This window comes from Aeromonas sp. 30P, from assembly GCF_051919805.1.
Classification (GTDB): domain Bacteria; phylum Pseudomonadota; class Gammaproteobacteria; order Enterobacterales; family Aeromonadaceae; genus Aeromonas; species Aeromonas veronii.
Genome location: NZ_JBQBEA010000001.1, coordinates 4232652 through 4244852 on the forward strand (window position 1 = coordinate 4232652; position 12201 = coordinate 4244852).

General features: G+C 59.0%; 10 protein-coding genes and 1 pseudogene. 3 read left to right on the forward strand and 8 right to left on the reverse strand.

The genetic code is table 11. The features are described from left to right. Positions 1-255 precede the first annotated feature (255 nt). The 3 genes from ACTG2B_RS19975 to ACTG2B_RS19985 form a co-directional block, all read right to left on the reverse strand. On the reverse strand, positions 256-1155 hold the full coding sequence (locus tag ACTG2B_RS19975; protein ID WP_439996722.1) for a hypothetical protein: 900 nt from the start codon (positions 1153-1155) through the stop codon (positions 256-258). 74 nt (positions 1156-1229) lie between these two features. Next, entirely contained in the window at positions 1230-1919 is a 690-nt protein-coding gene (locus tag ACTG2B_RS19980; RefSeq protein WP_439996723.1) for an LrgB family protein, read from the reverse strand. Next, positions 1912-2313 (reverse strand): CidA/LrgA family protein, encoded by a 402-nt coding sequence (locus ACTG2B_RS19985; RefSeq protein WP_040069042.1) that lies wholly within the window; start codon positions 2311-2313, stop codon positions 1912-1914. The genes ACTG2B_RS19980 and ACTG2B_RS19985 overlap by 8 nt, the downstream gene beginning before the upstream one ends. A 134-nt stretch (positions 2314-2447) precedes the next feature. Here ACTG2B_RS19985 and ACTG2B_RS19990 point away from each other — a divergent pair, with 134 nt between their 5' ends. Further along, positions 2448-3332, forward strand: a complete 885-nt coding sequence (locus tag ACTG2B_RS19990) for a LysR substrate-binding domain-containing protein (RefSeq protein ID WP_439996724.1) — start codon at positions 2448-2450, stop codon at positions 3330-3332. Here ACTG2B_RS19990 and ACTG2B_RS19995 read toward each other — a convergent pair. The 3 genes from ACTG2B_RS19995 to ybaK all read right to left on the reverse strand — a co-directional run bounded on the left by ACTG2B_RS19995 (position 3326) and on the right by ybaK (position 5688). Then, positions 3326-4210, reverse strand: coding sequence for a hypothetical protein (locus ACTG2B_RS19995; protein WP_439996725.1), 885 nt, complete (start codon positions 4208-4210; stop codon positions 3326-3328). The genes ACTG2B_RS19990 and ACTG2B_RS19995 overlap by 7 nt on opposite strands. A gap of 105 nt (positions 4211-4315) precedes the next feature. Continuing rightward, a complete protein-coding gene (locus ACTG2B_RS20000) occupies positions 4316-5107 on the reverse strand; it encodes a substrate-binding periplasmic protein (RefSeq protein WP_439996726.1) in 792 nt (263 codons plus the stop codon). A 116-nt stretch (positions 5108-5223) separates the two neighbouring features. Beyond that, entirely contained in the window at positions 5224-5688 is a 465-nt protein-coding gene (gene ybaK, locus ACTG2B_RS20005; protein WP_005336092.1) for a Cys-tRNA(Pro) deacylase, read from the reverse strand. 243 nt (positions 5689-5931) lie between these two features. Between ybaK and ACTG2B_RS20010 the strand changes: the two genes are divergently transcribed. Next, positions 5932-6669 carry a hypothetical protein gene (locus ACTG2B_RS20010; RefSeq protein WP_374810614.1) on the forward strand — a complete coding sequence of 246 codons (738 nt, stop codon included), beginning with the start codon at positions 5932-5934 and terminating at the stop codon, positions 6667-6669. Positions 6670-6892: 223 nt separating this feature from the next. Here the strand turns inward: ACTG2B_RS20010 and ppc are convergent. Together ppc and argE are read right to left on the reverse strand one after the other, a co-directional pair. Next, a pseudogene (ppc, locus tag ACTG2B_RS20015) lies at positions 6893-9524 on the reverse strand (phosphoenolpyruvate carboxylase). Positions 9525-9755: 231 nt separating this feature from the next. Further along, positions 9756-10901 carry an acetylornithine deacetylase gene (gene argE, locus ACTG2B_RS20020; RefSeq protein WP_439996727.1) on the reverse strand — a complete coding sequence of 382 codons (1146 nt, stop codon included), beginning with the start codon at positions 10899-10901 and terminating at the stop codon, positions 9756-9758. Positions 10902-11172: 271 nt separating this feature from the next. On the opposite strand from argE, the gene argC reads away from it, so the two are divergent. Further along, positions 11173-12180: an N-acetyl-gamma-glutamyl-phosphate reductase gene (gene argC, locus ACTG2B_RS20025; RefSeq protein ID WP_439996728.1), complete on the forward strand. Its 1008-nt coding sequence runs from the start codon at positions 11173-11175 to the stop codon at positions 12178-12180. The last annotated feature ends 21 nt before the right edge of the window (positions 12181-12201 follow it).

Consider the following 12201-nt stretch of genomic DNA (forward strand, 5'->3'; position numbering starts at 1 on the left):
ATACCTGCCGGGATCGATCCCGGCCCAGTGATGGACGCCTTCATGCAGAACATCAAGACGCCGCAGCAGGACGATTCAGGCTCACTCGCGCAAGCCAGAGGCGGCAGGAGCAAACCTGAACCGTGAAGCGACCCCCAGTATATGCAGCGCACCAACCTTCAAAAAATGAATTTAAATAATAAAAAACATGCCTTTTGGGCATAATTTAGCACATCAGAAGAGACGGCCCTTTATCCGGAAACAGCACCATCAGGATCAAGGCAGCCCGGGCCCGAACGTCCCGTCGACGGGGTTGTAGTGGTACGCCCGATAGTCAAAGTCCACCTTATCAAGGCGCGGATTGGCCAACTCGAACAACAGGCGCTTGGGAAGCTGCGCCTGCTCGAGGGAAGGTTTGAAGTGGCGCAGCCAGAGCTGTTGCAACGAGCCATCCCGCCACGCTAGCTTGAGCCCGACCGAGAGGCGGCGGATGGCGGCCTGATTATCCTTGTGGGTGTAGAAGAGGTGGAGGAAGGGATAGTGCAGCGCCACTCGCCGGTCCACGGTGAGGCCGGGCAGATCACTGTGCTGCTCCTGCTCGATAAAGAGCTCGTTGGCCCCGCGGCAGAAGAGGTCGATGCGACCGCGCGCCACCAGCTTGAACAGCCGCTCGTAACCGTCGATCTCCTGCACCTTGAAACCGGCCTGACGCAGGATCTCCGCATCCTGCCAGCCACGCCCCTGCCCATGCAGAAATTGCTGCAGCTCGGTCAGGGTATTGACCCTTGCCACCGCATCGGCCTGCTGCGGACTGACAAAACAGATGCGATAACCGAGGATGCCCAGCTCCACCGGAAAACGGACGTAATCCAGCGCTCCGCTCTCTGCGGCCGGACGCAGACTGTCGGCCACAAACAGATTGGGGTATTGCTGAGTCTGCACAATCTGTCGCATCCGGATACGGTTCATCGGCGGCGCGGTTCGCAGCTCGTAGTCACCGAAGCTATCGCGGGTCTTCTCCAGCGCCAACTGCAACAGATCGCGAAAATAGAGGGTACGCAAGTCCCGATCGCTCTCGGGGCTGATATGAGTGATGACGTCGCTCGCCCTTAGGGGAGTGGCAAGGAGGGAAAGGCTGCACAGCAGCAAGCAGGAAGCGAGGCGATGAAAGGTCATACTGCTCATCCCGGAAATACAGGCTCACTAGAGTGTAGCGCCGGGACAAGCAGCCTTCTAAAGGGAAGCCAGGCCTACCAGAACATCCAGCCCAGCAGGGGTGCCAGCAGCACGGTCACCATACCGGCGATCATCATCACCATGCTGGAGACCACCCCCTCCTCATTACCCATCTGATAAGCCCTGGCAGTGCCGGCGCCGTGGGCCGAGGCACCAAACCCCGCCCCCTTGCCGAGACGGCTGCGAATGGCCAGCACGGTGAGCACGCTCTCCCCTACCGCCATGCCGATGACACCGGTCAGCACCACAAACAGCGCGGTAAGATCGCTCTGACCGCCGATGGCGCGGGTCGCCTCCACCGCAAACGGCGTGGTGATGGAACGCATCGCCAGACTGCGCTGCAGCATGTCGGAGAGATCCAGCCAGCGGGCCAGCAGCACAGTACTCCCCACCGCCATGATTACGGAAGCAACCACCCCCACCGACAGCGACAGCCAGTGGCGACGAATGAGCTGGCGGTTCTCGTAGACCGGCACCGCGAAGGCGACGGTGGCGGGGCCCAGCAGCCAGAGCAGCCAGTGGGATTCCGCCATGTAATCCTGATAGGGGATGTGGAACAGCAGCACCACGGCCACCAGCAGGGTCGGCGCCAGCAGCAGCGGCATCAGCGGCAGAATGCGCTTCTTGCCGTAGAGCCATTTGCTGGCGTAGTAGAAGAGCAGGGTAAGGGCGAAACAGATCAGCCCGAGCAGGGTATCAGACATGACGGCGACTCCGGCGGGCCAGTTTCAGTTCGAGGCGGTAAACCCGGTCCACCACCAGCGCGGTAGTGCCGAGTACCAGCGTGGTGCTCACCAGCAACACCACCATGATGCGCCACCCCTCTTGCAGCAGCAGATCCTGATAGTTGACCACCGCAACCACGGCGGGCACGAAGAAGAGCAGCATCTCGGCCAGCAGCCAGCGAGCCCCCGCGCTGAACCACTCGGCCTTAACCACCCCGAGCAGGATGCAGGCCAGCAGCAACAGCATGCCGGTGAGGTTGGCGGGCAGCGGCAGATGGAGGGTACGCACCGCGGTATCGGCCAGCAGCCAGATGGCTGCCAGCAACACAATCTGGAAGGGAGTCTGTAACCAGCGCAAGCAGAGGGCTTTCATGATCATCGTCTTTCTGTGAACCGGCTCACAGTATAGAGTTGAGCAAAACCTGCCAGAAATGAATTAAAATTATCAAATTCATGCCGCATAGGCATACTTCATCCCGTACCCGCCAACACGAGTCGAGAGAGTCCATGGATATTCGCGCCCTGCGCTATTTTGTCGAACTGGTGCGGGAAAAGAGCTTCACCCGCGCCTCTGAAAAGCTGTTCGTCACCCAGCCCACCATCAGCAAGATGATCCGCAATATCGAAGAGGAGCTGGGCCAGCCCCTGCTCAACCGGGAAGGGCGCCGCTTCACCCTGACCGACTGCGGCCAGGTGCTGTTCAACCGTGCCCAGACCATCTTGGCGGAGATGCAGCAGCTGGAGGCCGAACTGGCGGATCTGCAGAGCCTGCAACATGGTCGCCTCACCCTCGGCATTCCCCCCATGGTGGGTCACGTCTATGCGGACCTGATCCGCGCCTACCGCACCCGCTATCCCAAGGTGGAACTGACCTTGGTGGAGTACGGTGGTCGCCGCATTGAACAGGCGGTGCTGGAGGGGGAGCTGGATCTCGCCATCACCATGCTGCCGACCAAAGAGGGAGGCGCCCTCAGCGCGCTGGAGCTGGATCAATACCCGATCCGGGTGGTGCTGCCGGATCAACCGCGCTGGCATGGCGAAGCGCCGCTGCGGCTGGAGTCCCTGCAGGAGGAGCCCTTCCTGCTCTATACCCAGGCGTTTACCCTGAGCGAGCGGCTGGAGCAGGCGTGTCAGGAGGCGGGCTTTGTGCCGCAGGTGGCGGCGCGCAGCAGCCAGTGGGATTTTCTCACCGCCATGGTGCGCAGCGGCATGGGGGTTGCCTTCTTGCCGGAGCCGGTCTGCAACCGGCTGACCCCGGATGGTCTGGTGCTGCGGCCGCTGGAGCCCGAACTGAGCTGGCGACTCGGGGTGATCTGGCCGAGCGAGCGCTATCTGTCGCGCACCGCAGAGGCCTGGCTGACCCTCTGCCGCCAGCGGCAGGCACCTCAGTAATCGCCAAAGCGATCGGTTTGCGGATTGTAGAAGTAGGGGCGGTAATCGAAGCTGATGCCGTCGAGGAAGGGGTTATCCAGTCGCAACAGTCGGCGCTGGGAGAGCTTGGCAAAGGCGATGGCCGGGCCAAAGCTCTTGCGCCACAGCGCCTGTAGCGAGCCATCCTGCCATGCCAGCTGCAACCCCCGCTCGACCCGCTGCAGCGCCTCGCGATTGTTGGGATTGGTGTAGAAAACCCGGGGCAGCGGGTAGTAGATCAACAGCGCGTCATCCACCAGCAGATCCGTCATCTCCTTATGGGTAAGCTGCTCGCTGCGCAGCTCGCTCACCCCGCGGCAGAAGAGATCGAAGCGGCCCCGCGACACCATTTTGAACAACTTCTCGTACCCCTCCACTTCCACCACCTCCATCCCGGCGTAACGCAGGATATCCACATCCAGCCACCCCTTGCCCTGACCGAAGGTGAACTGGCGCAGCCCCTTGAGGTCGGTCACTTTGCTCACCACCCCTTGGCGCTGCGGGCTGACAAAACAGATGCGGTAGCTGACGATCCCCAGATGGATGGGAAAACGGACATAGGCGAGCCCCAGATCCTCGCGGGTGCTGCTGTAGCTGTCCATTACAAAGAGGTTGGGATAGCTGTCGAGTTGCATGCTGAGCCGCTCGCGCGCCTTGGTCATGGGCGGCGCAGGCTCCAGCAGATAGTCGCCAAACTGGTCGCGGGTCTTGTCGAGGGCGAGCCGCAGCAGCTCCCGATCATAAGTGGTGCGCGGATCCCGCTCGCTCTCCGGGCTGATATAGGTAAACCGGGTGGCCGCCTGCCCGGTCAGCGACAACATGCAGAACAGAGCGGCAGCCAGCAGATGCAGGGGTGACATAAACCGCGCCTTGGCTGAAGGGGTACTTTCAGTGTAGCCCTGAGCGTGGGTGCTCGGCCCTGCCCCACGGGTTCATTCCCGTCTTGACTCACCGTGTCCATCAGCCTACTCCCCCACCGGAGGTGTGCTTCTGAGCGATGTGGCATAACGCTGATAGGCAGTAGAGTCGCGCACCTGCTCGATAGCATCCCACACCTGCCGGCTTTGTCGGGGATGGGCCTGATAGAAACGGTGAGAGAAGACCAGATAGTAGGGCTTCTCCACCAGCACCGGCGACAGCCGCTCTATGCGAGCCTGCAACGCGGGATGGGCCGCCAGAATACTGTCAGCCACCTCGGTCTGGATGGCGGTCGCCTGCGCCCGATCCATCACTAGCTTTTTCAAAATGATCAGCGGGTCACGGCTGGAGTCATCCACCTCGGCTCCCGCAGCCTGCAACAAGTCTACGATGGAAAATCCCGACTGGGCCGCCACCATGCCCTTGACCCTGAGGGTGGTGCCATCCCACTGGCTCTTGCCCCCCTTGAGCTGGTAGAGACTGTAGCTCTCGGTCAGCAGCCGCTTGGCGGGGTCGGGTTTACCCTCACGCATGGGATAGACCCCCACCTTGGTCGCCCGCTCGACGCTGTAACTCATCTTGATGGCGGCATCCATCTGGCCACTGCTCACCCTAGAAAGGCAGCGCTTCCACGGTAGCGGCGTCAGCACGATCTCGGCATCAAGAGCGGTAGCAACCGCCTTGAGGTGATATTGCACAACCCCCTCCCCCGATTGCAGCAGCCAAGGGTAGGAATCACTGTTTTCAAAGCAGGTACGCAGCGTAAAGGCCGGAGCCGCGCTGCCGGTGGCGGGCAGCAGCAACGCGATAAAGAGCAGGGAGCAGGCAGATGCGCGCATGGGCCATATCCTTGGCGGCAATTATTCCATCTCCACTATATCAGCCAGGAGTGAGCCAACAAGGATAGATCCGGGCCACCACAGGCCCGGAGGGCAGGTTCACACTGTGCCCGGCACTACTCTTCGCCGATGGGAGCGGCGATCCACTTCATCAGCGTCAGCATATCCTGCGGCGCCACGCCGACCGAGAGGCCGCGCTTGCCGCCGCTCACCAGGATCTCGTCAAACTGCAGCGCCGACTCATCGAGCACGGTGGGCAGCAGTTTCTTCTGGGCCAGCGGGCTGATGCCACCCACCTTGTAACCGGTCAGCTTCTCCGCTTCCGCCGGTTTCATCATCTCCACCTTCTTGAGGCCAGTCGCCTTGGCCAGCTGCTTCAGACTGCACATGCCGGATGAGGGAACGATGGCCACCACCGCCTGCTTGTCGTGATGGGCGACCAGGGTCTTGAACACCTGCGCCTCCGGCAGCCCGAGCTGGGTCGCGGCATGCTTGCCGAAATCGTCGTGGGCTTCGCACTCGTAGGGGTAGAGCTTGTGGGGGATTTTGAGCTTCTTCAGCAGGTTGATGGCAGGAGTCATGATGGTTGCCTTGAATCGAATCGCATAAAAACAAGGCCAAACAGTCTGCGCCTGCGTGGCGAGGGATGCAATACCGACATAACAATCAAACAACTACAGGTTAGGTATACAAGCAAGGATGGATAATTAACTTTACTAGAGATAAAAAGCATGTTTCTCGCGGCATATCACTACCAATGAGATTGTCATTATCTTATCACTCAAGATAACATACTCAGAATAATACGTTTAGTAGAGGCTTACATGAGAAGTGATAATCCAGCGGCAAGATTATTGGCGATTTTGAAACAGGGAAAAGAACAAAATGGTGACTTTAACACCAAAATAGTTTGGAGCTCTATCCTTTCTATTGCAGACGATGATGTTGTGGCTGCTGAATCCTTGCTCATGGCTAAGCTTGGACAAGTCATGTTATTACCACATGAGACTCAAATTCTTGTATCTCGATACTACCCAGAGCTATCACGCGATTTGATTCACGCCATGTCAAAACTACAAGATGCATTCACTAGGCAGAACTTATCAGGCACATGGTCTTCATTTATAAACCATATTGATATTCATTGTATTTCCACGCTATCTTTGACAGCAAGTTTATTAGACAACAAATTAGAAACAAGAATTATCGACAAAGATAGTATTGACTCATTTAGAATTAGAGTGCAAGCCTTAATCAGTGATGCTTTAAACATCGAACTGGATAAGGATTTTAAAAAATTCATTGTCCATTATTTGCAGAAAATCCTTACGGCTCTCAATGATTACTTAATCTCTGGTGCACAGCCAATACTAGATGCACTGGAAGCGACCCTAGGTCATGCTGTTTTAGACCCTAATTTCAAAGGTCATCTCAAAGAAAATGGCTTTGGAAAAACTGTTCGTGAATTTATCGGCGATCTAGCTAATGTTGTTACTGTTGCGACAGCTGCAACAGGAGCTGTTGCATATATTTCAGCTAATGGATTTCCGTTGTTAAACTAGAATATTATCTTAGTGCAGTATGGTGCAATGAAGAATGTGAAGGGCACATCTATATGTAAAATAGCTGTGTAATAGATTCCGTTTCTTTCTCCCAAGAGATACAACCCTACACCAAGATTGAGTTCACATTTTTTAAAAATTTAACCGAGCAACAGAAAGGGCGCCTTGTCGGCGCCCTTTGGCTTGATAGATATCGCTGAAGCCTGTTGGCCTGGACTGGTAATCAACCCGTATTGCGCATACCTGCAGCAATACCGGCGATGGTGACCATCAGCGCCTTGTCCAGCTCGGGGTGCAGGGTCTCCGGGTGGTTGCGGGAGCGGTTGAGCAGCTCGGCCTGCAGCACGTTGAGCGGGTCTGTGTAGGGATTGCGCAGCTTGATGGACTCCTTGATCCAGGGCTGATCCTCCAGCAGATCCCCGCGCGGGCTCAGTTTCAGCACCACCTCGATGGATTCGGCGAGCTCCTGACGCAGCTGTTTGCCAAGGCCCCACAGCTCCTGCGGCACCAGACGGGTGTCGTAGTACTCGGCGAGCCAGACGTCCGCCTTGAGGAACACCATCTCCAGCATCTCAAGACGAGTGCGGAAGAAGGGCCACTGGGCGCTCATCTCTTCCAGCACGGCCAGCTTGCCGCCGTCGATCGCCTGTTGCAGCGCCTTGTGGGCACCGAGCCAGGCCGGCAGCATCAGGCGGTTCTGGGTCCAGGCGAAGATCCACGGAATGGCGCGCAGGCTCTCGACGCCGCCGTTGGGCTTGCGTTTGGAGGGACGGGAGCCGAGCGGCAGCTTGCCGAGCTCCATCTCCGGGGTGGCGGCACGGAAGTAAGGGACGAAGTCCGGATGACCGCGCACGATACTGCGGTAGTGATCGCAGGAGTCGGCGGCCAGCTGTTCCATCACCTCGCGCCAGCACTCTTTCGGCTTGGGCGGTGGCAGCAGGTTCCCTTCCAGCACGGCGCTGGTGTAGAGCTCCAGACTCTTGATCGCCACTTTCGGCAGACCGAACTTGAAGCGGATCATCCCCCTGTTCGGTGGTACGCAGACCACCGCGCAGGGATCCCGGCGGCTGGGAGAGGATGGCTTGATGGGCTGGCGCACCACCACGACCGACGGTACCGCCACGGCCATGGAACAGGGTGAGGCGAATATTGTTGGCTTCGGCAAGTCCCACCAGGGATTCCATGGCGGCGTACTGGGCCCAGCCGGCGGCCATCATGCCCGCATCCTTGGCAGAGTCGGAGTAACCGATCATCACGTACTGACGGCCCTGAATGTAGCCGCGATACCAGTCCACCGAGAGCAGGCGCTCCATCACGGCGGTGCCTGCCATCAGGTCATCCTGGGTTTCAAACAGCGGGGCGACCGGCATGCGGAACTTGCAGCCCGCCTCTTTGAGCAGCAGTTGCACCGACAGCACATCGGACGGCGCACCGGCCATGGAGATGATGTAGATACCGAACGCATCGGGGTCGTGCTCGGCGATGACCTGACAGGTATCCAGCGTCTCGCGCACCTCGGCGCTCGGCTCCCAGTCGTGAGGAATGAGCGGGCGGCGAGAGTTCAGTTCGTTGAGCAGGAAAGCCTGCTTGTCATCTTCGCTCCACTCGGCGTAGTCACCCAGACCCAGATAGCGGGTCAGCTCGGAGAAGACCAGCCCGTGACGCTCGCCATCCTGACGGATATCGAGCTTGACCAGATGGATGCCGAAACAGGCGACCTTGCGCAGCACGTCCAGCAGCATGCCATCGGCGATGTTGCCCATGCCGCAAGCGTGCAATGAGTGGTAGCAGAGCTCCAGCGGCTCGCGCAGCTGGGCGGTGGTTTTGACCAGATCCTGGCTCTCGCTCGCCTGGCCCTGCACCTTGGCGGTGAGATGCTCCTTGGTTTCGCGCAGCGCTTCACGCAGCTCGCGCACCAGCGCACGGTAGGGCTCGGGGTGATCGCCAACGCGAGCGCGCACGGCGTCGGTACAGTCGGACATGGAGAGCTCGGAGGTGAGCTCCTTGATGTCTTTGTAGAAGAGGCTCACCGCCATCCAGCGGCCCAGCTCCAGCACTTCGGCAGTCACCTTGGCGGTGACGAAGGGGTTGCCGTCGCGGTCACCGCCCATCCAGGAGGTGAACTTGACCGGCGCGGCATCCAGCGGCAGCCGCACACCCAGATGGTGTTGCAGACGCTCGTCCAGATTGCGCATGAATTCGGGAATGGCAGGCCACAGGCTGTTCTCCACCACGGCGAAGCCCCACTTGGCCTCGTCGACCGGCGTCGGGCGCTGTTCGCGGATCTCGTTGGTGTGCCACGCCTGATTGATCAGCTGTTCGATGCGGTTGAGGATCTTGTCCCGCTCACGGGGCAGCAGGTCGGAGAGCTCCAGCGCCTCGAGGCAGTCGTTGAGCTGTACGTGCTTGTGGATCAGGGTGCGACGGGTCACCTCGGTGGGGTGAGCAGTCAGCACCAGATCGATATCCAGCTCGCGCACGGCCTGAATGATGGCCTCTTGCGACAGGTTGGACGCTTTCAGCTTGTCGAACATCTGCTCCAGCGGGTCCGGGGTGCAGACCTGCTCTTCACAGCGACGGGAGATGGTGTGGAACTGTTCCGCCACGTTGGCCAGATTGAGGAACTGGCTGAAGGCGCGGGCCACCGGCAGCAGTTCGTCATCGCTCAGGGTTCGCAGGGTATCGAGCAGACGTTCCCGGTCTGATTCATTGCCCTTGCGGGAGGACTTGGCCAATTGGCGAATGGTTTCGATCTTGTCGAGAAAGGCCTGACCCTGATGATCCTTGATGGATTTACCCAGCAGCTGACCCAGCATACCTACGTTGGCGCGTAGTGCGGCGTACTTTTCGTTCATTCCACATCCTTATCTTGTTGGTGCCTGACACCCATCCGGGGTGCTAGACGACCTCACTTATTGTTGTGCGATTACAACATATGCTCCGTCATCTTAGGGTGACAATCTACCCAGATTGTCTGCGCAAGGTCAAATAACAGGCCGATTCAGAACATGTATTTCCATCACCACTCCACAACCGGCTTGTTATGTAACTTACTTACAGTTTTTACGCCCCTTTCACCGCCGCCGCTACAGGCAAAAACGTCTGATCAGGTGCTGCAACACCGAGGTGGTCGGCTTGACGAAGGAGAGGTCGAGATACTCATCCGGCTGGTGCGCCTGGGTGATATGACCGGGGCCCATCACTATGGTCTCGCAGCCAAGCTGCTGGATAAACGGCGCCTCGGTGCAGTAGTTGACCGACTCGGCGGCGCGGCCGCTCGCCTTCTCCGCTTCGCGCACCAGCACAGAGTCGTCGGCGCAGGCGTAGGCGGGAATAGGCTCGTGCAGATGTTGCAGATGCAGGCAGCCCGGCTGGTGGATCTCGATGGGTGACAGCGCCTCTTTCAGCATCCCCATCAACTCATTCGGCCCCACCTGCGGAGTGGGTCGCAGGTCGATATGCAGCTCGCAGCAGCCGCAGATGCGGTTCGGGCTGTCGCCGCCCTGAATGTAACCCAGGTTAAGGGTCGGCTGCGGCACGGCAAAGCGGTGGTCGGCGTAGCGATCTTTCAGATCCTGCTGCAAGCGCAGCACCTGCCCCATCGCCTTGTGCATGATCTCCATGGCGTTGACGCCGTTGGCGGGATCCGAGCTGTGACCGCTCTTGCCGGTAATGCGGATCGCCTCAGACATATGCCCCTTGTGGGCCACCACCGGCACCAGCCCGGTCGGTTCGCCAATCACGGCGTAGTCGGGTTTCAGCTCGGCAGCGGCGGCGATGGCGCGAGCCCCCGCCATGGTGGTCTCTTCATCGGCAGTGGCGAGAATACGCAGCGGCTTGGTCAGCTTGGTGAGGTCAATCTCCTTGAGCGCCTCGACGATAAAGGCGAAGAAGCCCTTCATATCGATGGTGCCGAGGCCATAGAGGCGATTGCCCTCTTCGGTCACCTTGAAGGGGTCCTTGCTCCACCCTCCTTCATCAAACGGCACCGTATCGGTGTGGCCTGCCAGCAGCAGACCGCCCTCCCCCTGACCAATCGTCGCCACCAGATTGAACTTGCCCGGCAGGTCGGGGAGCGCCGTTACCTCGCACTGAAAACCGAGCTGGCCGAACCAGTCGGCCAGCAGCCGGATCACCGCCTCATTGCTCTGATCCCACTTGGGATCCGTGCTGCTGATAGATGGAATCGCAATAATATTCTTATAAAGTGAAAAAAAATCCAGATTGGCCATCAGCTCCTCCTTGCGTCCCCGGAATGTTTCTGTTAGAAAATACAAATGCAAAGTGAGTGCATGAATATTCTGTAATTTTACCTGAATATCTGGCTCATCAACAAAGGCTTCTAGTTGTAAGGGAAAGTTAATGTTCTGTCACCTGATCTATAACCGACGACACACACCCGCCTGAATTGCCCCTCCGCACTTGTGCAAAGGGGCGATCGAACACCCTTGTGCACTGCAGCGTCATGCTGTGAATCTCGAACTCTGACTTGGAATATTCAACATGCTTAACACCGTTATCGTCGGTGCCAGTGGCTACGCGGGAGCCGAACTGGCCGCACTGGTACAGAACCATCCACAACTTAAACTGTTCGGCCTCTATGTCTCCGCCGGCAGTCAGGATGCCCACAAGCGCTTCTCTTCCCTGCATCCCCAGTGGGTCGGTGCTCTCGATCAACCGCTGCTACCGCTGGACGACGACGGCATGACCCGGATCCTGACCCAGGCCGATCTGGTGCTGCTGGCCACCGCCCACGAGGTGAGCGCCGAGCTCGCACCCAAGTTTCTCGCTAAGGGGCTGCCGGTGTTCGATCTCTCCGGCGCCTTCCGGGTCAAGGATCAGGGCTTTTACGACAGCTTTTACGGTTTCACCCACGACAGCGAGCAGTGGCTGGATCAGGCCATCTATGGCCTGGCGGAGTGGAATGCCGATGCCATCGCAACCGCCCAGCTGATTGCGGTGCCTGGTTGCTACCCGACCGCATCGCTGTGCGCTCTCAAGCCGCTGCAGCAGGATGGTCTGATTGCCAAGGGGTGGCAGCCCATCATCAACGCCGTCTCCGGGGTCTCCGGCGCAGGACGCAAGGCGGCCATCAACACCAGCTTCTGCGAAGTGAGCCTCAATCCCTACGGAACCTTCAATCACAGACACCAGCCGGAGATCAGCCACCACCTCGGCAAGGAGGTGCTGTTCCAGCCCCACCTTGGCAACTATGTGCGCGGCATTCTGGCCACCATCTATGTGCAGCTGGCGGACGGCGTCACCCCCACCCAGGTGGATCAGGCCTTCCTCAAGGCTTACGAAGGCAAGCCGCTGGTGCGCCTCACCGGCCAGATGCCCTCCATCCGTGGCGTCGCGGGCACCCCTTACTGCGACATTGCCTGGCAACAGCAGGGCAACATGCTGGTGGTGGTCTCGGCCATCGACAACCTGCTCAAGGGCGCCGCCTCGCAAGCCATGCAGTGCATAAATATCAAATTTGGTTTTGAACCGGCCACCGGCCTGATTTAAGGACTTAGGAAGGATCTCGAA

What these genes read in the sequence shown, in the direction of transcription:
- ACTG2B_RS19975 (WP_439996722.1), bottom strand. Translation starts at nt 1,155, where the DNA reads ATGACCTTTCATCGCCTCGCTTCCTGCTTGCTGCTGTGCAGCCTTTCC.
- ACTG2B_RS19980 (WP_439996723.1), bottom strand. Translation starts at nt 1,919, where the DNA reads ATGTCTGATACCCTGCTCGGGCTGATCTGTTTCGCCCTTACCCTGCTC.
- ACTG2B_RS19985 (WP_040069042.1), bottom strand. Translation starts at nt 2,313, where the DNA reads ATGAAAGCCCTCTGCTTGCGCTGGTTACAGACTCCCTTCCAGATTGTG.
- ACTG2B_RS19990 (WP_439996724.1), top strand. Translation starts at nt 2,448, where the DNA reads ATGGATATTCGCGCCCTGCGCTATTTTGTCGAACTGGTGCGGGAAAAG.
- ACTG2B_RS19995 (WP_439996725.1), bottom strand. Translation starts at nt 4,210, where the DNA reads ATGTCACCCCTGCATCTGCTGGCTGCCGCTCTGTTCTGCATGTTGTCG.
- ACTG2B_RS20000 (WP_439996726.1), bottom strand. Translation starts at nt 5,107, where the DNA reads ATGCGCGCATCTGCCTGCTCCCTGCTCTTTATCGCGTTGCTGCTGCCC.
- ybaK (WP_005336092.1), bottom strand. Translation starts at nt 5,688, where the DNA reads ATGACTCCTGCCATCAACCTGCTGAAGAAGCTCAAAATCCCCCACAAG.
- ACTG2B_RS20010 (WP_374810614.1), top strand. Translation starts at nt 5,932, where the DNA reads ATGAGAAGTGATAATCCAGCGGCAAGATTATTGGCGATTTTGAAACAG.
- argE (WP_439996727.1), bottom strand. Translation starts at nt 10,901, where the DNA reads ATGGCCAATCTGGATTTTTTTTCACTTTATAAGAATATTATTGCGATT.
- argC (WP_439996728.1), top strand. Translation starts at nt 11,173, where the DNA reads ATGCTTAACACCGTTATCGTCGGTGCCAGTGGCTACGCGGGAGCCGAA.